At 73.1% G+C, this 22,017-nt stretch carries 21 protein-coding genes; 11 read left to right on the forward strand and 10 right to left on the reverse strand.

What is annotated here, in order from left to right; genetic code table 11:
• Nucleotides 1-14: 14 nt before the first annotated feature.
• Complete coding sequence (locus AB0M97_RS12925; protein ID WP_365960862.1) at nt 15-671, forward strand: PH domain-containing protein; 657 nt, start codon at nt 15-17, stop codon at nt 669-671.
• A gap of 63 nt (nt 672-734) precedes the next feature.
• Here the strand turns inward: AB0M97_RS12925 and AB0M97_RS12930 are convergent, their stop codons facing one another.
• The 3 genes from AB0M97_RS12930 to AB0M97_RS12940 form a co-directional block, all read right to left on the reverse strand.
• A complete protein-coding gene (locus AB0M97_RS12930; protein WP_365960863.1) occupies nt 735-2,369 on the reverse strand; it encodes a phospho-sugar mutase in 1,635 nt (544 codons plus the stop codon).
• A gap of 277 nt (nt 2,370-2,646) precedes the next feature.
• Entirely contained in the window at nt 2,647-3,471 is an 825-nt protein-coding gene (locus AB0M97_RS12935) for a purine-nucleoside phosphorylase (RefSeq protein WP_365960864.1), read from the reverse strand.
• Nucleotides 3,472-3,578: 107 nt separating this feature from the next.
• Nucleotides 3,579-4,016 carry a gamma-glutamylcyclotransferase gene (locus AB0M97_RS12940; RefSeq protein WP_365960865.1) on the reverse strand — a complete coding sequence of 146 codons (438 nt, stop codon included), beginning with the start codon at nt 4,014-4,016 and terminating at the stop codon, nt 3,579-3,581.
• Between the two features lie 98 nt (nt 4,017-4,114).
• On the opposite strand from AB0M97_RS12940, the gene AB0M97_RS12945 reads away from it, so the two are divergent.
• Together AB0M97_RS12945 and AB0M97_RS12950 are read left to right on the forward strand one after the other, a co-directional pair.
• Nucleotides 4,115-5,563, forward strand: coding sequence for an NAD(P)H-quinone dehydrogenase (locus AB0M97_RS12945; RefSeq protein WP_365960866.1), 1,449 nt, complete (start codon nt 4,115-4,117; stop codon nt 5,561-5,563).
• A gap of 168 nt (nt 5,564-5,731) precedes the next feature.
• Nucleotides 5,732-6,703 carry a DeoR/GlpR family DNA-binding transcription regulator gene (locus AB0M97_RS12950; protein ID WP_365960867.1) on the forward strand — a complete coding sequence of 324 codons (972 nt, stop codon included), beginning with the start codon at nt 5,732-5,734 and terminating at the stop codon, nt 6,701-6,703.
• A 176-nt stretch (nt 6,704-6,879) separates the two neighbouring features.
• Here the strand turns inward: AB0M97_RS12950 and AB0M97_RS12955 are convergent, their stop codons facing one another.
• Nucleotides 6,880-8,652 carry a biotin carboxylase N-terminal domain-containing protein gene (locus tag AB0M97_RS12955; protein WP_365960868.1) on the reverse strand — a complete coding sequence of 591 codons (1,773 nt, stop codon included), beginning with the start codon at nt 8,650-8,652 and terminating at the stop codon, nt 6,880-6,882.
• A gap of 383 nt (nt 8,653-9,035) precedes the next feature.
• Here AB0M97_RS12955 and AB0M97_RS12960 point away from each other — a divergent pair, with 383 nt between their 5' ends.
• Nucleotides 9,036-9,518, forward strand: coding sequence for a hypothetical protein (locus AB0M97_RS12960; RefSeq protein WP_365960869.1), 483 nt, complete (start codon nt 9,036-9,038; stop codon nt 9,516-9,518).
• Here the strand turns inward: AB0M97_RS12960 and AB0M97_RS12965 are convergent.
• Together AB0M97_RS12965 and AB0M97_RS12970 are read right to left on the reverse strand one after the other, a co-directional pair.
• Nucleotides 9,487-10,107, reverse strand: a complete 621-nt coding sequence (locus AB0M97_RS12965; RefSeq protein ID WP_365960870.1) for a nucleoside triphosphate pyrophosphatase — start codon at nt 10,105-10,107, stop codon at nt 9,487-9,489. The two genes, AB0M97_RS12960 and AB0M97_RS12965, sit on opposite strands and share 32 nt — an antisense overlap.
• A 31-nt stretch (nt 10,108-10,138) precedes the next feature.
• Nucleotides 10,139-10,267 carry a hypothetical protein gene (locus AB0M97_RS12970; RefSeq protein WP_358659044.1) on the reverse strand — a complete coding sequence of 43 codons (129 nt, stop codon included), beginning with the start codon at nt 10,265-10,267 and terminating at the stop codon, nt 10,139-10,141.
• Between the two features lie 141 nt (nt 10,268-10,408).
• Here AB0M97_RS12970 and AB0M97_RS12975 point away from each other — a divergent pair, with 141 nt between their 5' ends.
• Nucleotides 10,409-11,533 (forward strand): SGNH/GDSL hydrolase family protein, encoded by a 1,125-nt coding sequence (locus tag AB0M97_RS12975; RefSeq protein ID WP_365960871.1) that lies wholly within the window; start codon nt 10,409-10,411, stop codon nt 11,531-11,533.
• Here AB0M97_RS12975 and AB0M97_RS12980 read toward each other — a convergent pair.
• Complete coding sequence (locus AB0M97_RS12980; RefSeq protein ID WP_365960873.1) at nt 11,530-11,739, reverse strand: acyl-CoA carboxylase epsilon subunit; 210 nt, start codon at nt 11,737-11,739, stop codon at nt 11,530-11,532. The two genes, AB0M97_RS12975 and AB0M97_RS12980, sit on opposite strands and share 4 nt — an antisense overlap.
• Nucleotides 11,740-11,762: 23 nt before the next feature.
• Nucleotides 11,763-13,355, reverse strand: coding sequence for an acyl-CoA carboxylase subunit beta (locus AB0M97_RS12985; RefSeq protein ID WP_365960874.1), 1,593 nt, complete (start codon nt 13,353-13,355; stop codon nt 11,763-11,765).
• Nucleotides 13,356-13,464: 109 nt separating this feature from the next.
• Between AB0M97_RS12985 and AB0M97_RS12990 the strand changes: the two genes are divergently transcribed.
• Both AB0M97_RS12990 and AB0M97_RS12995 read left to right on the forward strand, forming a co-directional pair.
• On the forward strand, nt 13,465-14,331 hold the full coding sequence (locus tag AB0M97_RS12990; protein ID WP_365960875.1) for a biotin--[acetyl-CoA-carboxylase] ligase: 867 nt from the start codon (nt 13,465-13,467) through the stop codon (nt 14,329-14,331).
• Nucleotides 14,332-14,449: 118 nt separating this feature from the next.
• Nucleotides 14,450-15,586: an adenylate/guanylate cyclase domain-containing protein gene (locus tag AB0M97_RS12995; protein WP_365960876.1), complete on the forward strand. Its 1,137-nt coding sequence runs from the start codon at nt 14,450-14,452 to the stop codon at nt 15,584-15,586.
• 15 nt (nt 15,587-15,601) lie between these two features.
• On the opposite strand, the gene AB0M97_RS13000 is transcribed toward AB0M97_RS12995, so the two are convergent.
• Nucleotides 15,602-15,991, reverse strand: a complete 390-nt coding sequence (locus AB0M97_RS13000; RefSeq protein ID WP_365960877.1) for a hypothetical protein — start codon at nt 15,989-15,991, stop codon at nt 15,602-15,604.
• 1,344 nt (nt 15,992-17,335) lie between these two features.
• Here AB0M97_RS13000 and AB0M97_RS13005 point away from each other — a divergent pair.
• The 3 genes from AB0M97_RS13005 (at nt 17,336) to hutH (ending at nt 20,996) form a co-directional block, all read left to right on the forward strand.
• Nucleotides 17,336-18,130, forward strand: a complete 795-nt coding sequence (locus AB0M97_RS13005) for an enoyl-CoA hydratase-related protein (protein WP_365960878.1) — start codon at nt 17,336-17,338, stop codon at nt 18,128-18,130.
• An 80-nt stretch (nt 18,131-18,210) separates the two neighbouring features.
• Nucleotides 18,211-19,368 (forward strand): sensor domain-containing diguanylate cyclase, encoded by a 1,158-nt coding sequence (locus AB0M97_RS13010; RefSeq protein ID WP_365960879.1) that lies wholly within the window; start codon nt 18,211-18,213, stop codon nt 19,366-19,368.
• 89 nt (nt 19,369-19,457) lie between these two features.
• The gene (gene hutH / locus AB0M97_RS13015; RefSeq protein WP_365960981.1) at nt 19,458-20,996 is read left to right on the forward strand and encodes a histidine ammonia-lyase; all 1,539 of its coding nucleotides are present in this window, start codon (nt 19,458-19,460) and stop codon (nt 20,994-20,996) included.
• A gap of 65 nt (nt 20,997-21,061) precedes the next feature.
• Here the strand turns inward: hutH and AB0M97_RS13020 are convergent, their stop codons facing one another.
• Nucleotides 21,062-21,379, reverse strand: coding sequence for a hypothetical protein (locus AB0M97_RS13020; protein WP_365960880.1), 318 nt, complete (start codon nt 21,377-21,379; stop codon nt 21,062-21,064).
• A gap of 109 nt (nt 21,380-21,488) precedes the next feature.
• Here AB0M97_RS13020 and AB0M97_RS13025 point away from each other — a divergent pair, with 109 nt between their 5' ends.
• On the forward strand, nt 21,489-21,833 hold the full coding sequence (locus AB0M97_RS13025; protein ID WP_365960881.1) for a hypothetical protein: 345 nt from the start codon (nt 21,489-21,491) through the stop codon (nt 21,831-21,833).
• Nucleotides 21,834-22,017: the final 184 nt, after the last annotated feature.

Here is a 22,017-nt window from a genome sequence, read left to right on the forward strand (position 1 = left end):
TGCAGAATCAAGGCATGACGATCCCGGAGCCATCAGAGCCCCAGCCCTCGGGAGGCCCGCACGCCTCGCAGCCCGCACCCCAGGACCGGGTGCACCGGTCCAACGCGGCCGTCGTGGGCGGTGTCCTGCTGCTCGCCGTCGCCGGGTGGCTGGGGATCGACGCCGTGGTCGCCGGGGCGGGGCGCACGCCCTGGATCGCCCTCGCCGCGCTGCTTTTCCTCGTGCCGCTGGTCGTCGCCTTCACCGTGCGTCCCGCCGTCCACGTCAACGACGACCGGCTGCGCGTCCGCAATCCCTTCCGCGTCGTGGTGCTGCCCTGGGGGCAGGTCGCGTCGCTGCGGTCCGGATACTCCAACGAGGTCGTCGACCGCACCGGTGCCAAGTACCAGCTGTGGGCCCTTCCCGTCTCCCTGCGGGCCCGGAAGCGGGCGGCGCGGGAGGAGATGCGGGCCGCCGGGGAGGCCGCCCGGGGCGGTGGTGGCGGGGGTGCGTCACGGGTGCCCGTGCGGGCCGCGACCGACCGGATCATGGACGAGCTGCGTGAGCTGCACGAGGCGCGCGCCGATGCCCCGGGCGCGCAGGGGGAGGTCACCGTGCGGTGGGCCTACGAGGTGCTGGCGCCTGCGGCTGCGGGGGCTGTGCTGTTGGGGGTGCTGCTGGGGATCGGATGAGGGCGGGTGGGCCGCCTTCGAGGTGTGACGGGGTGCCCGGGGCGGGCACCCCGTCGCGTTCGGTCAGATGCCCGCCGCCGCCGACAGGTCCCGCTTGAGCACCGACAGCAGGTTCGCCGCCTCCGCCCGTGCCTCCGGCAGTGCCTCGTGCGAGGCCACCGGGACCACCACCTCCAGGTAGCACTTCAGCTTCGGCTCCGTGCCGCTCGGGCGGACGACGATCCGGGCGCCGTCGAGCGTGTAGCGCAGGCCGTCCGTGGGCGGGAGGCGGTCCGTGCCCCGCGTGAGGTCCTCGGAGCGCGTGATGCGCAGGCCTGCCAGCTCCGTCGGGGGCTGCTCGCGCAGGCGGCGCATCGCCGCGGCGATCACCGACAGGTCCTCCACCCGGACCGACAGCTGATCGGTGGCGTGCAGGCCGTGCTCCACGGCGAGGTCGTCCAGCAGGTCGAGCAGCGTGCGGCGCTGCGCCTTCAGTTCGGAGGCCAGTTCCGTGATCAGGAGCGCCGCCGTGATGCCGTCCTTGTCGCGTACGCCGTCCGGGTCCACGCAGTAGCCGAGGGCCTCCTCGTAGCCGTAGCGCAGGCCGTCCACGCGGGCGATCCACTTGAAGCCGGTGAGGGTCTCCTCGTGGGGGACGCCGGCCTTCTCCGCGATGCGGCCCAGGAGGGACGAGGAGACGATCGACTCCGCGAAGGTGCCCGTTGCCCCGCGGTTCACCAGGTGGGCGGCGAGGAGGGCTCCCACCTCGTCGCCGCTGAGCATGCGCCAGTCGCCGCCGTCCTTGACCGCGGCGGCGCAGCGGTCCGCGTCCGGGTCGTTCGCGATGATCAGGTCCGGGTCCGTCTCGCGGGCCTTGGCGAAGGCCAGGTCCATCGCGCCGGGCTCCTCCGGGTTGGGGAACGCCACGGTCGGGAAGTCCGGGTCCGGGTCGGCCTGCTCGGCGACGAGGACCGGTTCCGGGAAGCCCGCGCGGGCGAAGGCGGCGAGGAGGACGTCCTTGCCGACGCCGTGCATCGCCGTGTAGACGGTGCGGGCGGTGCGCGGGGAGTCCTCGCCGAGGACCGCGTCCGTGCGGGCGAGGTAGGCGTCCAGGACGGAGTCGTCCAGGGTCTCCCAGCCGCTGTCGGGGCGCAGGACGTCGTCGAGGGAGCGGACGGCGTCGATCTCCGCGGCGATGCCGGTGTCGGCCGGGGGCACGATCTGGGAGCCGTCGCCGAGGTAGACCTTGTAGCCGTTGTCGCGGGGCGGGTTGTGGCTGGCGGTGACCTCCACGCCGGCGACCGCGCCGAGGTGCCTGATGGCGAAGGCGAGGACGGGGGTGGGGAGGGGGCGGGGGAGGACCGCGGCGCGCAGGCCGGCGCCCGTCATGACGGCGGCGGTGTCGCGGGCGAAGTCGGCCGACTTGTGGCGGGCGTCGTAGCCGATGACGACGAGGCCGTCGGTGTGGCCGTTCTTCTTGAGGTACGCGGCGAGACCGGCGGCGGCGCGGATGACGACGGAGCGGTTCATCCGCATCGGGCCGGCGCCCAGTTCGCCGCGGAGCCCGGCGGTGCCGAACTGGAGGGTGCCGCTGAAGCGGGCGGTGAGTTCGGTGACGTCCGCGGTGTCGATGAGGCGGGCGAGTTCCGTACGGGTCTCCGTGTCGGGGTCCTCGGCCAGCCACGCGCGGGCCCGTGCGAGGAGGGCGTCGTCTTGCACGTCGGTGTCACCTCTCGTGTCGTTCTTGTGCCGGGTGGGGCGGCGGGGTGTGGTGCGCCGGCCGTTGTCTCTTGCGTCGGGGGCGTGGTGGTGCGGCGAGCCCGCCGCGGGTCCGGCCCGTGGGCCTGCCTGCACATGATCCGGGGGTGGCAGCCGGCCGAGCGGCGGGCTGCGCCGCACCACCACGCCCCGCTTCCGTCCGGGCAGCGGCTCTCCCGCCGTCGCGGCTGCGGTCCCGCTTCCCTGCGGATCGCGGGTTCCCCCTCGCGCGGCTCGCCTACAGGCGGCCCAGTACCTGTGCCAGCAGGCTGCCCATGCGGGTGGCGCTGTCGCGGCCCGCCTGGAGGACCTCCTCGTGGTTGAGGGGCTCGCCCGTCATGCCTGCCGCCAGGTTCGTCACCAGGGAGATGCCCAGGACCTCGGCGCCCGCCTCACGCGCGGCGATCGCCTCCAGGACCGTGGACATGCCCACCAGGTCCGCCCCGATCGCCCGGGCCATGCGGATCTCGGCCGGCGTCTCGTAGTGCGGGCCGGGGAACTGGGCGTAGACGCCCTCCTCCAGCGTGGGGTCGACCTCCTTGCACAGGGCGCGCAGGCGGGGTGAGTACAGGTCCGTGAGGTCGACGAAGTGGGCGCCGACGATGGGGGAGGTGGCCGTGAGGTTGATGTGGTCGCTGATCAGGACCGCCTGGCCGGGGCGCATGCCCTCGCGGAGGCCGCCGCAGCCGTTGGTGAGGACGATCGTCTTGGCACCGGCCGCCACGGCCGTACGGACGCCGTGTGCGACCGGGGCCACGCCGCGGCCCTCGTAGTAGTGCGTGCGGCCCAGGAACACCAGGGCGCGCTTCGCGCCGATCCGGTACGAGCGGATCTTGCCTCCGTGGCCCTGTGCCGCAGGCGGCGGGAAGCCGGGCAGCTCGGTGACCTGGAACTCGGCGTCGGGAGCGCCGAGGGCGTCGACGGCCGGGGCCCAGCCGGAGCCCATCACGAGGGCGACGTCGTGGGTCTCGGCGCCGGTGAGTTCGCGCAGGCGCGCGGCGGCGGCGTCGGCGGCGGCGTAGGGGTCGCCCTGGATGTCGTCCGGAAGAAGAGATGCGTTCACGCGGACGAGAGTAACCGGTCAGGGCCTACGCGCGTAGATGAACGAGCCGACGGGATGGCGATCGTTGTCTTGTCGTTTCCGACGAAAAGGCCGCACGGCAGGGGCCGTCAGCAGGGGCGCTTGCGCAGTTCCATCACGTAGTCGTGCGGGGCCCCGGCGGACTCCGCCGCGTCGGCCATCTCGCCCAGGTAGCGGGCCGAGGGGAGGCCGCCCTCGTAGGCGTTCAGCACGTACGACCAGGCCCGTTCCTCGCCCTCCAGGGTGTGCACGCGGACCCGGGTGCGGCGGTAGATGTCCAGGCCGACGCCCTCCCAGCGGTCCAGGGAGTCCTCGTCCATGGGGGCGATGTCGTAGAGCGCGACGAAGACCTGCGACATCGGGTCCTCGACGATCGTGGCGAGCGCGCCCTCCCAGCCCAGGTGCTCGCCGCCGAACGTCAGCCGCCACCCGTTCATCCAGCCGGTGGCGCGCAGCGGCGAGTGCGGGGCGCGGCGGGACATCAGCCGCGCGTCGAGGTTGCCGGCGTACGCGGCGTAGAGCGACATGGTTCAGAGCGTACGGCAGGCGGCAGCGGCGTCACTCCGGTAACAGGGGTACGTCGGTCGGGGCCCCGGGGCGGTGCGGCGCCGAGGCGTGCGGGACAATGGAGTACGTGACTCGGATCGTGATCATCGGTGGCGGACCCGGCGGATACGAAGCGGCGCTGGTGGGCGCCCAACTCGGCGCGGAGGTGACCGTCGTCGACCGCGACGGCCTGGGCGGGGCGTCGGTGCTGACCGACTGCGTCCCGTCCAAGACCCTCATCGCGACGGCCGAGGTGATGACCACCTTCGACTCGTCGTACGAGGAACTGGGCATCATCGTCGCCGACGACACCCCGCACATCGACACGCCCGCCCGCGTCGTCGGTGTGGACCTGGGGAAGGTCAACCGGCGGGTGAAGCGCCTCGCGCTGGCGCAGTCCCACGACATCACCGCTTCCGTGACGCGCGCCGGTGCGCGCGTGCTGCGCGGGCGCGGGCGGCTGGAGGGCATGCAGGCCCTCGACGGCTCGCGCAAGGTCGTGGTGACCGCCGCCGACGGCAGCGAGGAGACGCTCGTCGCCGACGCCGTGCTGATCGCGACCGGCGGCCACCCCCGCGAGCTGCCCGACGCCAGGCCCGACGGCGAGCGCATCCTGAACTGGACCCAGGTCTACGACCTGAACGAGCTTCCCGAGGAGCTCATCGTGGTCGGTTCCGGTGTCACCGGCGCCGAGTTCGCCGGTGCCTACCAGGCGCTCGGCTCCAAGGTCACCCTGGTGTCCTCGCGCGACCGCGTGCTGCCCGGCGAGGACCCGGACGCCGCCGCCGTGCTGGAGGACGTCTTCCGGCGGCGCGGCATGAACGTCATGGCGCGCTCCCGGGCCCAGTCCGCCAAGCGGGTCGGCGACCGGGTGGAGGTCACGCTGGCCGACGGGCGGGTCATCAGCGGCAGCCACTGCCTGATGGCCGTCGGCGCCATTCCCAACACCGCGGGCATGGGCCTGGAGGACGCCGGGGTGAAACTGCGCGACTCCGGGCACATCTGGACCGACAGGGTCTCCCGCACGACCGCCCCCGGCGTGTACGCCGCCGGTGACGTGACCGGCGTCTTCGCGCTCGCCTCGGTCGCCGCCATGCAGGGCCGTATCGCCATGTACCACTTCCTCGGCGACGCCGTCGCCCCGCTGAACCTCAAGACGGTCTCCTCGAACGTCTTCACCGACCCCGAGATCGCCACCGTCGGCTACACCCAGGCCGACGTCGACAGCGGCAGGATCGACGCCCGCGTGGTGAAGCTGCCGCTGCTGCGCAACCCGCGCGCGAAGATGCAGGGCATCCGGGACGGCTTCGTCAAGATCTTCTGCCGGCCGGGCACCGGCATCGTGGTCGGCGGCTGCGTCGTCGCGCCGCGCGCCTCCGAGCTGATCCACCCCATCTCGCTCGCCGTCGACAACAACCTGACGGTCGAGCAGATCGCCAACGCCTTCACCGTCTACCCCTCGCTGTCGGGCTCGATCGCCGAGGTGGCCCGGCAGTTGCAGACCCGTCAGGTGAACGGCGAGGGCTGAGCACGGCGGCGCCCACCAGGCACCGGTCACGGCCCGTCACGGCGCATGCGACTGGCATAGTCGGGATGGGTAGGCCTTATACCACCTCCGGTATGGCACTGCGAACAACTTCTGTTATTCGGCGCAAACTGCTGAAACCAGACGGTCGTTGGGGTTACTGTCAGTTTCGTGTTCGCTGCAGAACGTCGCCAATTGATCCTCGAAATGGTGCGAGCGAACGGGGCCGTGTCGCTCCGTGAACTCGCCCGCGTCGTCCAGACCTCCGAAGTGACCGTACGGCGGGACGTGCGCGCACTGGAGGCAGAAGGACTCCTCGACCGCCGGCACGGCGGTGCGGTACTGCCGGGCGGGTTCACGCGGGAGTCCGGCTTTCCGCAGAAGTCACATCTCGCGACCGCCGAGAAGACGGCCATCGCCGACCTCGCCGCGGGCATGGTCGAAGAGGGCGAGGCCATCGTCGTAGGGGCGGGCACCACCACCCAGGAGCTGGCGCGCAGACTGGCCCGGGTGCCCGGGCTGACCGTCGTCACCAACTCCCTCCTCGTCGCCCAGGCCCTCGCCCACGCCAACCGCGTCGAGGTCGTGATGACCGGCGGGACCCTCCGCGGGTCGAACTACGCCCTCGTCGGCTCGGGCGCCGAGCAGTCCCTCCAGGGGCTGCGGGTCTCGCGGGCCTTCCTGTCGGGCAGCGGGCTCACCGCCGAGCGCGGGCTGTCCACCTCCAACATGCTGTCGGCGTCCGTGGACCGAGCGCTGGTGCAGGCCGCCGCCGAGGTCGTCGTCCTCGCCGACCACACCAAGCTCGGCACGGACACCATGTTCCAGACCGTGCCGACGGAACTCATCACCCGGCTCGTCACCGACGAACCGCCCGCCCACGACGACCGTGCGGCCACCGAACTCCAGGCGCTCGCCGACCAGGGCGTGCAGATCGCCGTGACCGGCGCCTCGGGCCCGGGCGGTGCGGCGGGTTCCGGGGGCCCGGGGGGTGATGCGGCGCGCCAGCAGCGCCGGGACGCGCCGGTCCCCGCGCCACGCCGCCAGGTGCCGGGCGCGGGGCTGCGGAGCGCGGCCACCGTCCTCGGTGAGCAGCCCGCCGGGCAGGACCGCGCGAGGGTGGCCGACCTGCGGCGGCGGTAGGGCTCTGGGACAGCGGGCCGGTTGCTGTCCGGGGGCCTTGCCGGTCGTGCGGCTTCCCCCGGCCGGCCTGCGGCTGTCCCGGTCGCACGGCCGCCGGTCGTGCGACAGCGCCCGGTCGTCCTGCCGGACGCCGGGCGCTGTCGTGGTGCCGGTGCGGTGGCCGCGCCGTACGGGTGTCAGTCCTTGATCTCGCAGATCGCGGCGCCCGACGTGAGGGAGGCGCCGACCTCGGCGGACAGGCCCTTGATGGTGCCGGACTTGTGCGCGTTGAGCGGCTGCTCCATCTTCATGGCCTCCAGGACGACGACCAGGTCGCCTTCCTTGACCTCCTGGCCCTCCTCGACGGCGACCTTGACGATGGTGCCCTGCATCGGGGAGGTGAGGGTGTCGCCGGAGGCGGCGGGGCCGGACTTCTTGGCCGCGCGGCGCTTGGGCTTGGCCCCCGCGGCGAGGCCGGTGCGGGCCAGGCTCATGCCGAGCGAGGAGGGCAGGGAGACCTCCAGACGCTTGCCGCCGACCTCGACGACGACCGTCTCACGGCCGGCCTCGTCCTCGGCCTCCGCGTCGGCGGGGGCGGCGAAGGGCTTGATCTCGTTGACGAACTCGGTCTCGATCCAGCGGGTGTGGACCGTGAACGGGTCGGTGGAGCCGGTGAGTTCGGGGGCGAACGCCGGGTCACGGACGACCGCGCGGTGGAACGGGATCGCGGTGGCCATGCCCTCGACCTGGAACTCGTCCAGGGCGCGCGCGGCACGCTGGAGGGCCTCGGCGCGGGTGCGGCCGGTGACGATCAGCTTGGCCAGCAGGGAGTCCCACGCCGGGCCGATCACGCTGCCGGCCTCCACACCGGCGTCCAGGCGGACGCCCGGGCCGGACGGCGGGTCGAACCTGGTGACCGTGCCGGGGGCCGGGAGGAAGTTGCGGCCGGGGTCCTCGCCGTTGATGCGGAACTCGAAGGAGTGACCCCGCAGCGGCGGGTCGTCGTAGCCGAGTTCCTCGCCGTCGGCGATGCGGAACATCTCGCGGACCAGGTCGATGCCGGCGACCTCCTCGGTGACCGGGTGCTCGACCTGGAGGCGGGTGTTGACCTCCAGGAAGGAGATCGTGCCGTCCACGCCGACCAGGAACTCCACGGTGCCGGCGCCGACGTAGCCGGCCTCCTTGAGGATGGCCTTGGACGCGGAGTACAGCTCGGCGAGCTGCGCCTCGGACAGGAACGGCGCCGGGGCCTCCTCGACCAGCTTCTGGTGGCGGCGCTGCAGGGAGCAGTCACGCGTGGAGACGACGACGACGTTGCCGTGCTGGTCGGCCAGGCACTGGGTCTCGACGTGGCGGGGCTTGTCGAGGTAGCGCTCGACGAAGCACTCGCCGCGGCCGAACGCGGCCACCGCCTCGCGGACCGCGGAGTCGTACAGCTCGGGGACCTCTTCGAGGGTGCGCGCGACCTTCAGACCGCGCCCGCCGCCGCCGAACGCGGCCTTGATGGCGATGGGCAGGCCGTGCTCCTTGGCGAACGCGACGACCTCGTCGGCGCCGGACACCGGGTCGGGCGTGCCGGCCACCAGCGGCGCGCCGGCGCGCTGGGCGATGTGCCGGGCGGCGACCTTGTCGCCGAGGTCGCGGATGGCCTGCGGCGGGGGGCCGATCCAGATCAGGCCGGCGTCGAGGACGGCCTGGGCGAAGTCGGCGTTCTCGGAGAGGAAGCCGTAGCCGGGGTGGATGGCGTCCGCGCCGGATTCACGGGCCGCCTTCAGGACCTTGCCGATGTCCAGATAGCTGGTGGCCGGGGTGTCACCGCCCAGTGCGAACGCCTCATCCGCGGCGCGGACATGCAGAGCGTCCCGGTCCGGGTCGGCGTAGACGGCCACGCTCGCGATCCCGGCGTCCCGGCAGGCCCGGGCAACGCGGACAGCGATTTCGCCACGATTGGCGATGAGCACCTTGCGCACGATTGAGGCTCCCTCCTTGAAACAAGCCGAGTTTAGGGACTGCCGACACGTCACTTCGACCCGTCCGCAGTGGTGAGCTTCCCCACACGGAGCGTGATACAGGGCTCGCTCGACCTGCGAGATCCCGTGCAGCACCTCGGTACGCAGGACTCCTTCGGCAAACCCTAGCCCTCCGATGTGGCCAAGGTCTCTGTGAGGGCGTGCTGCGGCCCACTCCGTTTCTTTGTGGAGTCCCTACGAATGGCCCAACGATTCTTTGCCCTCCACAGAACCCTTGTCCCGGCGTTTACCCGTTAGTAGCGTTCGGGACGGCTCGAACGTACTTCTGGTAACGCCAGTCTTATCCGGTGCGCTGGAGCGGTGGTGGAAAGAGGGTGGGGTTCGTGGTGCGCAGGCCGGTGGCGTGGATCGTGGCTGTCGTGCTCTTCGCCGAAGCGGTCGGCATCGCGGCGCTGAACTGGTTCCTCGGGGTCGTCGTGGACCGTCAGGACATGTCGCTGGCCGGTCTCGACCCGCACATGATGTCGACGTCGTCGAAGATCGGCGCAGTGGTCTTCGGGCTCTACTTCGCCCTGTGCGGCCTGGTCGCCCTGCTCGTGGCGCTGCGCGACCGCCCGCCCGCCGGTCTCGGCCGGGTCCTGCTGATCAGCGTGGCCGTGGTGCACGCCCTGCTCGGCGCCTTCACCTGGGGCCTGGTGGGCCGGCACGCGTTCCTGTTCATGGTCCTGGTGCTGGGGCTCGTCGTCCTGCTGCTGATGACGTACGACCGTCCCGCCCGGCCCGCGGAGCCCGCCGACGCCGTGCCCGGTGACGGCGGGCCGGACGGCTCCCCCGTCACCCCTTCGCCGGCGCCCACAACTGGGTGATGCCGACGCCCAGTCGGGCCAGCAGCCGCCGGACGAGGGGCAGGCTGAGGCCGATCACATTGCCGTGGTCGCCCTCAATGCCGTCGATGAACGGCGCCGACCGGCCGTCCAGGGTGAACGCGCCGGCCACGTGGAGCGGCTCGCCCGAGGCGACGTACGCGGCGATCTCCTCGTCGGTGGGCTCGCCGAAGCGGACCACGGTGGACGCGGTCGCCGAGACGTACCGCCCGCCGAGCGTGTCGTAGACGCAGTGGCCCGTCTGGAGGATGCCGGCCCGGCCGCGCATCGCCTTCCAGCGCGCGGCGGCCTCCTCGGCGTCGGCGGGCTTGCCGAGGGCCCGGCCGTCCAGTTCGAGCACCGAGTCGCAGCCGATCACCAGCGCGCCCTTGACCTCGGGCTTCGCCGCGACCACGGAGGCCTTGGCCTCGGCGAGGGCGAGCGCCAGCTCGGCGGGGGTGGGGGCGGTGACGGCGTCCTCGTCGACGCCGCTCACGATCACCTCGGGGTCGAGTCCGGCCTGGCGGAGCAGTCCGAGCCGGGCGGGGGACTGGGAGGCGAGCACGAGTCGGCGGCGCGGCTGATCTGTCATGCGGCCAGGGTATCGGCGGTCCCGGGCGGGCTCATCTCACCCCGATGACGAGCATCGCCAGCACCATGGCGAGCGCCACGAGAACGCCCAGCCGCCGCAACATCTCCTGCGTGTCCCGCAGTTCCTGGGGCGGCTCGTTCTCGGGGTCGGACCACAGCATGCCTTCCATGGTCGATCGCGGGTCCGGTGCGGCGCCTGAGTACGCGTACTCAACTTTCCGGTAAAAGGGTCTGGGGTTCCATTAGGCGCGCTGGTGTGTCTACAGTTAAAGGGACTTCAGTCCCGTTTGGAGAGGTGTGCCATGTTCACCACCGTCTGGACCGCGTCACCCCAGCGCCCCAGTGAGGGCTTCACCCCGAACTGGTCGCGCGAGGGCTTCTGGCGCCAGTCGCTGCGCCAGACCGTCCGCCCCGGCGCGGGCGGCGACCGGCTCCGCATCCGCCTCTCGAACGCCTACGGCACCTCGCCCGTCCGCCTCGCGGGCGCCACCGTGGCCCGGTCGCGGCAAGGCGCCTGCGTGGAGCCGCGGTCACTGCGCAGGCTCACCTTCCGGGGAAACCACGGCGCCGACATACCGCCGCGCGGGCAGCTGCTGAGCGACCCGGCCGAACTCGCCGTCCACGCCCGGGAACCGCTCACCGTCACCCTGCACTTCGAGGCCGTCACCGGTCCCGCCACCTTCCACGCGCAGGCCTTCACGACCAGCCACCGGGGCCCCGGCGACCTGCTCACGGACCTGTCGGGAGACGGCTTCGACGCGACGAGCGAGTCCTGGTACTTCCTGTCGGCCCTGGAGGTGGACACCGGGCGCGCCGACGCCGTCGCCCTCCTCGGCGACTCGATCACCGACGGCTTCGGCTCCACGCCGGGCGCCGACCGCCGCTGGTCCGACGCGCTCGCCGCCCGCACCGGGCGGCCCGTCCTCAACGCCGGGATCGGCGGCAACCTGCTGCTCAACGACTCCGCCTGGTACGGCGAGAAGGCCGTGCACCGGCTGCGCCGCGACGTCCTCGACCACGTCGGCGTGGACACCCTGGTCGTCCTGCTCGGCCTCAACGACATCGGCTTCAGCGAGACGTCCCAACAGCCGACGTACCATCCGGCGCCGGTCGTGGAGGCCGCCGACCTCATCGCGGGCCACCGCGAGCTGCTGCGGCAGGCCCGGGGCCTGCGGGTGATCGGCGCGACCCTGCTGCCGTTCGGCGGCTCCGACCACTGGGGCGCGCACGCGGCGAGGACGAGCCACGAGCTGAACGAGTGGATCCGCGGCTCCGGGGAGTACGCCGAGGTCGTCGACCTCCAGCGGGTGATGGCCGGCCCGGACGACCCGGACCGGCTGCACCCGGCGTACGACTCCGGCGACCACCTGCACCCCAACGACGCGGGGTACGAGGTGATGGCCGGGGCTGTGGCGAAGCTCCTCTAACCCGGCCAGTACGTCCGCGACCACGACACCGGGCCCGGCCGGGGCAGGCGGCGGGCCGCGATGCGCGCCGGGTCGGACCAGGAGTCACGGACCGTGGACGCGGTGCGCGGTATCGCTGTCGCCGCCGCGGCGCGCGCCTGGACCACCGCCAGTGCGGCGGCCAGCTCCTCCGGCGTCGGGTTGCCCCGTACGACCTTGATCGTCATGTCCGCTCCCAGGTGCTCGGGACCTACAGGGGGATGTTGCCGTGCTTCTTGGGCGGGAGGGTCTCCCGCTTGGTGCGCAGCTGGCGCAGGCCGCGGACGACGTGCCGGCGGGTGTCGGACGGCATGATCACGGCGTCGACGTAGCCGCGCTCGGCGGCGACGTAGGGGTTGAGGAGGGCGTCCTCGTACTCCTGCATCAGCCGGGCGCGGGCCGCCTCGGGGTCGTCCGATTCGGCGATGGCGCGGCGGTGCAGGATGTTGACCGCGCCCTGCGCGCCCATCACCGCGATCTGGGCGGTGGGCCACGCCAGGTTCAGGTCGGCGCCGAGGTGCTTGGAGCCCATCACGTCGTAGGCGCCGCCGAACGCCTTGCGGGTGATCACCGTGATCAGCGGGACGGTGGCCTCGGCGTAGGCGTAGATCAGCTTGGCGCCGCGGCGGATGATGCCGTCGTGCTCCTGGTCCACGCCGGGCAGGAAGCCGGGTACGTCGACGAAGGTCAGCACCGGGATGTTGAACGCGTCGCAGGTGCGCACGAAGCGGGCCGCCTTCTCGGAGGCCTTGATGTCCAGGCAGCCGGCGAACTGCATCGGCTGGTTGGCGACGACACCGACCGGGGTGCCCTCCACGCGGCCGAAGCCGGTGAGGATGTTCGGCGCGAACAGCGGCTGCGTCTCGAAGAACTCCGCGTCGTCCAGGACGTGCTCGACCACGGTGTGCATGTCGTAGGGCTGGTTCGCCGAGTCCGGCACGATCACGTCGAGCTCGCGGTCCTCGTCCGTCACCTCCAGGGCGGCCTCCTCGGGGAACGCGGGAGGCTCGGAGAGGTTGTTGGACGGCAGGTACGACAGCAGCTGCTTGACGTACTCGATCGCGTCCTTCTCGTCGCCGGCCATGTGGTGCGCCACGCCCGAGGTGGAGTTGTGCGTGCGGGCGCCGCCCAGCTCCTCGAAGCCGACGTCCTCACCCGTGACGGTCTTGATCACGTCCGGGCCGGTGATGAACATGTGCGAGGTCTGGTCGACCATGACCGTGAAGTCGGTGATGGCCGGGGAGTAGACCGCGCCGCCCGCGCACGGGCCGACGATCAGGCTGATCTGCGGGATGACGCCCGACGCGTGCGTGTTGCGGCGGAAGATCTCGCCGTACGCGCCGAGGGAGGCGACGCCTTCCTGGATGCGGGCGCCCCCGGAGTCGTTGATGCCGATGACCGGGCAGCCGGTCTTCAGCGCGAAGTCCATCACCTTGACGATCTTCTGGCCGTACACCTCGCCCAGCGCGCCGCCGAAGACGGTGAAGTCCTGGGAGAACACCGCGACCGGGCGGCCGTCGACCGTGCCGTAGCCGGTGACCACGCCGTCGCCGTAGGGGCGGTTGCCGTCCAGGCCGAAGTTGGTGGACCGGTGCCGGGCGAACTCGTCCAGTTCGACGAAGGAGCCCTCGTCCATGAGGAGTTCGATCCGCTCACGCGCCGTCAGCTTGCCCTTGGCGTGCTGCTTCTCGACAGCGCGTTCCGAACCGGCGTGCGTGGCCTCCTGGATGCGGCGCTGGAGATCCGCGAGCTTGCCCGCGGTCGTGTGGATGTCAGGCTGCTGCAGCTCTTCCGGCTCGGACATCGGGATGCGGCTCCCTGCCTGCTCAAAAGGGGGACGGTTACTGATCCGTAGCGTATCGGGGGCCCTACCGATCGGCAGTGCGGCGTTTACCACACCTAGGGTGGCTTGCATGACGCCGCAAGATGCTTCAGACGCGAACGACAACCGGTGGTCGGACCTCGACCGCCCGCCGCTCGGCGCCGCCGCCCTGCGACGGGCGCTGATGCGCGAGGGCGGACTGTGGTCGCAGGTGGACGTGGTGCAGCGGACCGGCTCCACCAACTCCGACCTGGTGGACCGGGCGGTGAAGGGCGAGGCCAGCGAGGGCGCCGTCCTGATCGCCGAGGAACAGACCTCCGGCCGGGGCCGGCTCGACCGGCAGTGGACCGCGCCGCCCCGCTCCGGCCTCTTCTTCTCCGTCCTGCTGAACCCCGCCGAGGTGCCGGTGGCCCGCTGGGGCTGGCTGCCGCTGCTCACCGGCGTCGCCGTGGCGACCGGCCTGTCCCGGGCGGCGGGCGTCGACACGGCACTCAAGTGGCCCAACGACCTCCTGGTGACCGTCGGCGGCGAGGAACGCAAGGCGGGGGGCATCCTCGCCGAGCGGGCCGGCGACCAGGGCGTGGTGATCGGCGTCGGCATCAACGTCACCCTCCGCGCGGACGAGCTGCCGGTGCCGCAGGCCGGGTCGCTGGCCCTCGCCGGCGCCACCGGCACCGACCGCGACCCGCTCCTCAGGGCCGTGCTCCGCTCGCTCGAACAGTGGTACGGGAAGTGGCGCCGCTCGGGCGGGGACCCGGCGGCCAGCGGCCTGCAGGAGACGTACGCGGCCGGCTGCGCGACCCTCGGACGGGTGGTCCGCGCGGACCTCCCCGGGGACCGCTCGGTCAGCGGCGAGGCCGTCGCCGTGGACGGCGACGGGCGGCTGGTGCTGGCCACCGAGAACGGCGTGCAGGAACCCGTGGGAGCGGGCGACATCGTGCACCTGCGGCCGGCGTGACGGGAGGGCCACCACGCCTCCCACCGGCGACGTCGTCGAAGGAGTGAGGTGGCCCACACCTGCCGTACAGTTGAGCCCGGTCGATACCTGACCGCGGCAGATCGGAAGGGCAACAGGCGTGACCGTCGACGACTCGGGCTCCGACACCGGCGCACACGGCCGGGTCGACCCCGACCCCGCCGACTCCGGTGAGGACAACCCCCTCGCGCTGCGCCTCGAACAGCTCATCCTGGGCGCCGAGCGCCGCTACACCCCCTTCCAGGCGGCGCGCAGCGCGGGCGTCACCATGGAGCTGGCCACCCGCTTCTGGCGGGCCATGGGCTTCGCCGACGTCGGGCAGGCCAAGGCGCTCACCGAGGCGGACGTACTGGCGCTGCGGCGGCTGGCCGGTCTCGTGGAGGCCGGACTGCTCAGCGAGGCCATGGCCGTGCAGGTGGCCCGGTCCACCGGGCAGACCACCGGCCGGCTCGCCGAGTGGCAGATCGACTCCTTCCTGGAGGGCCTGACCGAGCCCCCCGAGCCGGGCATGACCCGCACCGAGGTGACGTACCCGATCGTCGAGCTGCTCCTGCCCGAGCTGGAGGAGTTCCTCGTCTACGTGTGGCGGCGCCAGCTCGCCGCGTCGGCCGGGCGCGTCGTGCAGGCCGCCGACGACGAGGAGATGGTCGACCGGCGGCTCGCCGTCGCCTTCGCCGACCTCGTCGGGTTCACGCGGCTGACCCGCCGCATGGAGGAGGAGGAGCTCGGCGAGCTGGTCGAGGCCTTCGAGACGACCGCCGCCGACCTCGTGGCCGCCCGCGGCGGACGGCTCATCAAGACGCTCGGCGACGAGGTGCTCTACGTCGCCGACGACGCCGGCACGGCCGCGGAGATCGCGCTGCGTCTCATCGAGACCATGGCGCACGACGAGACCATGCCGGAGCTGCGCGTGGGCATGGCGTTCGGCACGGTCACCACCCGGATGGGTGACGTCTTCGGTACGACCGTGAACCTCGCCTCCCGGCTGACGTCGATAGCGCCCCGGGACGCGGTGCTCGTCGACAGCGCCTTCGCCGAGGAACTCGTCCGCACCGGCGAGGCGCCCGCCTCGGAGGCGGCGGCAGCGGAGGAGGCCGCCGCCGCGGAGAAGGAGGGCAAGGAGCCCCCGGCCTACCGCTGCGCGCTCCAGCCGATGTGGCAGCGCCCGGTGCGCGGCCTCGGCGTGGTCGAGCCCTGGCTCCTGACCAGGCGGAACGGGACGCCTTCGGCGGGATAGCGGGCGTTCTCGCGGTCAGCCGCCGCCGAGGTCCAGGTCCAGGTCCAGGTCCAGGCAGACACCGATGAGCGGTACGCAGAGGCCGGGCCGGTCCGGTTCGGGCGCCGGAGTGTTCCGGGAAGGTTCGGGCGTCGGACTCGGGCTCGGGCGCGAGGGCTCGGCGGTCGCGGACGGGGGCGGGGGCGGGGCGGGGGAAGCAGCCACGTCCGGGGTGGGGGAGGCCTGCGGGGCCGCCGCGGACCGGGTGGCCGGGGTGGCCGGGGTGTCGCCGGGTGCGGTGGTGGCCGCGTCGGGCAACGGGCGCGGGCCGGCGCCGCCGAGTGGGGCCGAGGGGGCGGACGGAGCCACGCGGGGGATGTCCGACGCGGCGCCGACGGGATGCGTGGCCCGGCCGGTGGCGGGCACGGAACCCCTCCCCGGCGCGGCCTCGGCGACATCCGCACCCCCGACCCCGGACTCGGCCCCCGGGCGTACGAGGCTCAACGCACCGGCCGCCAGGACGAGACTCCCGACGGCGAGGAGCACCATGCGGGTGCGGCGCCGGGGACGACGGTGACGGCCTCGGAGGGCGGAGGCGTCTTGGGACGACGGGGCTGTGACTGCGGCGCGGGTCCGCTGGGGGGTGGCGGCGGCGGGTGGCTTCGCTGGTGGGCGGGCCGCGGGTGCCTCCAGTGGGACGGCCGCGGTTGCCTCTGGCGGATCGGCGGCCTGCGCGGCCTGGGAGTGGGTGACTTCAGTGGTCTCGTGGGACTCCTTGGCTTCGTGTAACTCGCTGGCCTCGTGTGGCTCCTCGGCCTCACGAGACTCGGCTGCCTCTGCGGCTTCCGCTGCCTGCGGGGAGTTGACGGCCCGTGTGGACTTCGGTGGCTCGGGTGTCCGTGCGGTCTCCGGGGCTTGCTGGGCCTCGGTGGGTGCGGTGGCTTCCCTGGCCTCGACAGGCTCGGCGGCCTCGGTTGCCTCCGATGGGTCGGCGGCCCCGGCGGCTTCTGCGGCCTCCTGCGACTCGCTTGCCTGTGCGGCCTCCGCCGTCTGCCGGACCTCGGTGGGGGCGGTGGCCTCCCTCGCCCCGGCGGGCCTCGGGGCTTTCGTCGCGGCTCGGGTTCCCGCAGGCTGTGCGTCCTTCCGTGTCGTCGACGGCTTCGGGGTCTTTGCCGGCGCCCCGGTCTCCGCGGGCTTCGCGGCCTCCGTCGTCCTCCGTGGCTCCGGGGCCCCCGCGGCCTTCGCCGTCTCCCGCGCCTCAACAGGCGGTGGTGCCTGTCCCGCCTCGGCGGGCTGTGGGGCCTGCGCCGGCTGCCGGACCTGCGCAGGCCCCACCGCCTCAGCCGCCCGCGCTTCCGCAGGCCTCGCGGCCTTCCGGGACGCATCAGGCCTCGGAGCCCTTCCCGTCTCCCCAACCTTCGCAGCTTTCGCACCGGCCCTTCGGGCCTTCACAGCCTCGGCGACCCGTCCGACCCCTGTTGTCCCCGGACGCTTCACCGCACCCGGCGTGTCCGACGCTGCCGCCCCCGGCCCGTCCGGCGTATTCACTGTCATCGCGCTCCCTCCCCAACCTCACGCGCCCCCCAATGCGCCGTGGTGGACGCACGCTATGGGAGGGGGTGGGAGGTGTGGACGGAGGTCCCTGCGATGTCACTCGAACGGGTGGGCGGGGGGTGACAACCGCGCCGAAAGGGGCCGGGGTTCCGCCCGGCCGGGTGGGCTGCGATGATCGGGGGAAACTTGTTAACCCGCGTTAACCGGGAGGGTGTCATGAGTGAGGAGCGGTTCGGGGAGTTCGTGCTGGTGCGGCGGCACGAGTACGTCGCGGAGCTGGCCCTCGACCGGCCCAAGGCCATGAACGCCGTCTCGACCGGCATGGCCCGGTCCCTCACCGCGGCGTGCGCGGCGCTCGGCGAGGACAGGAGCGTACGCGTCGTCGTCCTGACCTCGACGCACGAGCGGGCGTTCTGCGTCGGGGCGGACCTGAAGGAGCGCAACTCCTTCACCGACGCCGACCTGCTGCGGCAGCGCCCGGTCGCGCGCGCCGCGTACACCGGCGTGCTGGAGCTGCCGATGCCGACGCTCGCGGCGGTGCACGGCTTCGCGCTGGGCGGCGGCTTCGAGCTGGCGCTGTCCTGCGACCTGATCGTGGCCGACCGTACGGCCGTGGTGGGGCTGCCCGAGGTGTCCGTGGGCGTCATCCCGGGCGGCGGCGGCACGCAGCTGCTGCCGCGCCGGGTGGGCGCGGCCCGCGCGGCGGAGCTGATCTTCTCGGCGCGGCGCCTGGAGGCCGCCGAGGCCCGGGAGCTGGGGCTGGTCGACGAGCTGGTGGAGGAGGGCGAGGACCGTACGCGGGCGCTGGCGCTGGCGTCCCGTATCGCGGCGAACTCGCCGGTGGGCCTGCGCGCCGCCAAGCGGGCGCTGCGGCTCGGGCACGGCCTGGACCTGCGGGCGGGCCTGGAGGTCGAGGACGCGGCCTGGCGCTCGGTGGCGTTCTCCGGGGACCGCGCGGAGGGCGTGGCCGCGTTCAACGAGAAGCGCGCGCCCCAATGGCCGGGGGAGTAGCGCGGGGCCGGCCCGCACTAACGGCCCAACCCGCGAACGCCGACATCCCGATCCGTCCTGATTGTCCCTAGCCTGGAGTGATGGGTGAGGACAGGCGGCTCGCGGCCGTCGTGGCGCTGGCGCAGAGCATGGCCGCCGCGCACAACGCGCGTGAGGCGTGGCGGGCGGCGGCCCTCGGCGCGTGCGACGCGCTGGGCGGGAACTTCGCGGCGCTGTCGGTGTGGGAACGGGAGCTGGGCCGGCTGCGCGTCCTCGTCAACGTTGGGCAGCGCGCGGCGGGCGAGGAGGAGTTCCCGGAGGGCGAGACCTACCCCGTGCACCAGTTCCCGGAGATCACCGAGTTCCTGCACGAGCGGTGGGCGCAGGGCGGCGAGCCCGACGCCTGGGTGGAGACGGTCGAGGGGCCCGCGGCCGACCGGCGCCCCGGCTACGTCCATGAGCGGGTCGCCGCGCTGCGCCGCCGCGGCCGGGGCTGCTGCGTGGTCGCGCCGATCGTGCTGCACGGCCGGGCCTGGGGCGAGCTGTACGTGGCGCGCCCGACGGGCCGGCCGGTCTTCGGCCGGTCCGACGCCGACTTCGCCACCGTCCTGGCGTCCGTCGTGGCCGCCGGGATCGCGCAGACCGAGCGGATCGAGGAGGCCAGGCGGCTGGCGTTCACCGACGCGCTCACCGGGCTCGCCAACCGCCGCGCCGTCGACGTACGGCTGGAGGAGGCGGTCGAGCGGCACCGCGCGGACGGCGTGGTCGTCAGCCTCGTCGTCTGCGACCTGAACGGGCTCAAGCGCGTCAACGACACCCAGGGGCACGCCGTCGGCGACCGCCTGCTGGAACGTTTCGGGTCCGTGCTGTCGCTGTGCGGCGCCATACTGCCGGGCGCGCTCGCGGCCCGGCTCGGCGGCGACGAGTTCTGCCTCCTCGCGGTCGGGCCGCCCGCCGACGAGGTCGTCAGGGTGGCCGGCGAACTGTGCCGCCGCGCCGCCGAGCTGGAACTCGGCGAGGGCGTGGCCTGCGGGGTCGCCTCCACCGGGGACCCGATCGGGCCGGTGCACTCCGCCCGCCGGCTGTTCCGGCTCGCGGACGCCGCCCAGTACCGGGCCAAGGCCCTGCAGGCCACCGGGCCGGTCGTCGCCGGGCGGGAGGGACCCGACGATCCGGTGGTCCGGCTCGCCGACTCGCCGCCCCGGGAGGGGAGCGGCGAACGCCGGCGCTTCCGGGGCCGCCGCGTGCCCCCCGCGTGAGCCGGGGTGTGTGACGCACCGGTAAGGGGCGAGCCCCGCCCTCGGTGGTGACAGTACTGAATTCACTGCGTACGCTCCTGAATATGGATATGCACACTGTGGTGGTGGGGACCGTCGGCGTGACCGCGTCCGACGTGCTCGCCGTGGCGCGCGGCGGTGCCCGCGTCGAGCTGTCGTCCGAGGCCGTGGCCGCGCTCGCCGCGGCCCGCGAGATCGTGGACGCCCTGGCGGCCAAGCCCGACCCCGTCTACGGCGTGAGCACCGGCTTCGGCGCCCTGGCGACCCGGCACATCAGCCCGGAGCTGCGCGCCCAGCTGCAGCGCAACATCGTCCGCTCGCACGCCGCCGGCATGGGCCCGCGCGTCGAGCGGGAAGTCGTCCGGGCCCTGATGTTCCTGAGGCTGAAGACCGTCTGCTCCGGGCACACCGGCGTCCGCCCCGAGGTCGCGCGGACCATGGCCGACGTCCTCAACGCCGGAATCACCCCGGTCGTCCACGAATACGGCTCGCTCGGCTGCTCCGGCGACCTCGCGCCGCTGTCGCACTGCGCGCTCGCGCTGATGGGCGAGGGCGACGCCGAGGGCCCCGACGGCGTCGTACGGCCCGCCGCCGCACTCCTCGCCGAGCACGGCATCCGGCCCGTCGAGCTGTGCGAGAAGGAGGGCCTCGCGCTCCTCAACGGCACCGACGGCATGCTCGGCATGCTGATCATGGCCCTCGCCGACCTCGACACCCTCTACAAGTCCGCCGACGTCACGGCCGCCCTGTCGCTGGAGGCCCTGCTCGGCACCGACAAGGTCCTCGCCCCCGAACTGCACGCCATCCGGCCGCACCCCGGCCAGGCCGCCAGCGCCGCCAACATGGCCGCCGTACTGGAGGGTTCGGGACTGACCGGGCACCACCAGGACGACGCGCCGCGCGTGCAGGACGCCTACTCGGTGCGCTGCGCCCCGCAGGTCGCCGGCGCCGGACGCGACACCATGGCGCACGCCCGGCTTGTCGCCGAGCGCGAACTGGCCGCCGCCGTCGACAATCCGGTCGTCCTGCCCGACGGGCGGGTGGAGTCCAACGGCAACTTCCACGGCGCCCCGGTCGCCTACGTCCTGGACTTCCTCGCCGTCGCCGCCGCCGACCTCGGCTCCATCGCCGAGCGCCGCACCGACCGGCTGCTGGACAAGAACCGCAGCCACGGCCTGCCCCCGTTCCTCGCCGACGACCCGGGCGTGGACTCCGGCCTGATGATCGCTCAGTACACGCAGGCCGCCCTGGTCAGCGAGCTGAAGCGGCTGGCCGTACCGGCGTCCGCCGACTCCATCCCGTCCTCCGCCATGCAGGAGGACCACGTGTCGATGGGCTGGTCGGCGGCGCGCAAGCTGCGCACGGCCGTGGACAACCTCACCCGCGTCATCGCCATCGAGCTGTACGCCGCCACCCGCGGCGTCCAGCTCCGCGAGGGCCTCACCCCGGCCCCGGCCACCCGGGCCGTCATCGAGGCCGCGCGCGATGCCGGCGTCCAGGGCCCCGGACCGGACCGGTTCCTGGCGCCCGACCTGGCCGCGGCGGAGGCGTTCGTGCGGGAGGGACGGCTCCTCGCGGCGGTGGAGACGGTCACCGGCCCACTGACGTAGCAGCCGACCGGGCCGGGGCCCCGCCGCCCGGCGGGGCCCGGGTCACCTCGTGCCCGAACGGGCCGTCAGAAACCAAGGCGCTCGCGGCGTACGGAGTACACCACGAAACCCGCGCCGAGGGTCAGGAACAGCGTGCCGCCGACGACGTACGGCGTGCTGTCGAAGCTGCCGGTGTCGGCCAGGCGGACGTCCTGCGGCCCGGCTGCCGGGGCGTCCGCGGCGGCGGCTCTCGCCTGTGCCGTGACCTGCGGCGCGGGGTTCGCCGAGGACAGCGCTCCGGCCGGGGTTTCCGACGTCGCGTTCGCGGACGGAACGAACCACAGGGCACCCAGCAGGGTCCCCGCGGCGGTGGCGGTCAGCAACGTTCGGCGAGCGGATGACACGGAATATCGATCCCCTTGTGGCGCTGGCGAATTGGCCGTGTGGGGCGATGTTAGTGAACGGTGCGGGTCACGGGAAAGTCACGGGAGCGCAGCGCCGTACGCTCCCGGCATGGAGACTGAAGACACATCACGTTTTGTGCGCGTTCGCGTGGAACTCGTCCTCGAAGTGGAGGACGAGGCCGCCCTCACCGCAGCCGCGCTCCGCAGAATCGCCGGTGACCCCGAGATGCCCCCGGCGGAGCGTGTTCATGCCGAGAGGGCTGTGACGGAAGACACCGCGGAGGCCCTCGCCCACCTCGTCGACCCGTTCGACCTGGTCAGCGAGGTTCCGGGGGTGGAACTCCAGCAGGCCTCGTGGAGTGGTGAGCGGGTCGACTACGACCCTGACTCGCCCGACTGGGACCTGGACGAGGATGATGGCGCCGAGGACGACGAGGAAGAGGCGGCCGGCTGACGCGGCCCGGGAAAATGGTGACCCCGGGCGGCAACCGCCGTCCGGGGTTTCGTCGTCTCAAGTGGCGCACGGACCGACCCCGCACCGCCCGCCGTCCGGCGACGTGGTGTGCCCCACACCTCAGGGGAATGTGGAACGGGACGAACCGGTCGTAGCGTTGACAGTTCTTGACGAAGACTCTCGG

Source organism: Streptomyces sp. NPDC051207, assembly GCF_040682395.1.
Taxonomy (GTDB): Bacteria; Actinomycetota; Actinomycetes; order Streptomycetales; family Streptomycetaceae; genus Streptomyces.

Excerpts from the sequence above, each read along its gene's own strand:
- AB0M97_RS12975 (WP_365960871.1), top strand. The coding sequence starts at position 10,409 with ATGTTCACCACCGTCTGGACCGCGTCACCCCAGCGCCCCAGTGAGGGC.
- AB0M97_RS12925 (WP_365960862.1), top strand. The coding sequence starts at position 15 with ATGACGATCCCGGAGCCATCAGAGCCCCAGCCCTCGGGAGGCCCGCAC.
- AB0M97_RS12940 (WP_365960865.1), bottom strand. The coding sequence starts at position 4,016 with ATGTCGCTCTACGCCGCGTACGCCGGCAACCTCGACGCGCGGCTGATG.
- AB0M97_RS12965 (WP_365960870.1), bottom strand. The coding sequence starts at position 10,107 with ATGACAGATCAGCCGCGCCGCCGACTCGTGCTCGCCTCCCAGTCCCCC.
- hutH (WP_365960981.1), top strand. The coding sequence starts at position 19,458 with ATGCACACTGTGGTGGTGGGGACCGTCGGCGTGACCGCGTCCGACGTG.
- AB0M97_RS13010 (WP_365960879.1), top strand. The coding sequence starts at position 18,211 with ATGGGTGAGGACAGGCGGCTCGCGGCCGTCGTGGCGCTGGCGCAGAGC.
- AB0M97_RS12945 (WP_365960866.1), top strand. The coding sequence starts at position 4,115 with ATGGAGTACGTGACTCGGATCGTGATCATCGGTGGCGGACCCGGCGGA.
- AB0M97_RS12985 (WP_365960874.1), bottom strand. The coding sequence starts at position 13,355 with ATGTCCGAGCCGGAAGAGCTGCAGCAGCCTGACATCCACACGACCGCG.
- AB0M97_RS12980 (WP_365960873.1), bottom strand. The coding sequence starts at position 11,739 with ATGACGATCAAGGTCGTACGGGGCAACCCGACGCCGGAGGAGCTGGCC.
- AB0M97_RS12990 (WP_365960875.1), top strand. The coding sequence starts at position 13,465 with ATGACGCCGCAAGATGCTTCAGACGCGAACGACAACCGGTGGTCGGAC.
- AB0M97_RS13005 (WP_365960878.1), top strand. The coding sequence starts at position 17,336 with ATGAGTGAGGAGCGGTTCGGGGAGTTCGTGCTGGTGCGGCGGCACGAG.
- AB0M97_RS13025 (WP_365960881.1), top strand. The coding sequence starts at position 21,489 with ATGGAGACTGAAGACACATCACGTTTTGTGCGCGTTCGCGTGGAACTC.
- AB0M97_RS12970 (WP_358659044.1), bottom strand. The coding sequence starts at position 10,267 with ATGCTGTGGTCCGACCCCGAGAACGAGCCGCCCCAGGAACTGCGGGAC.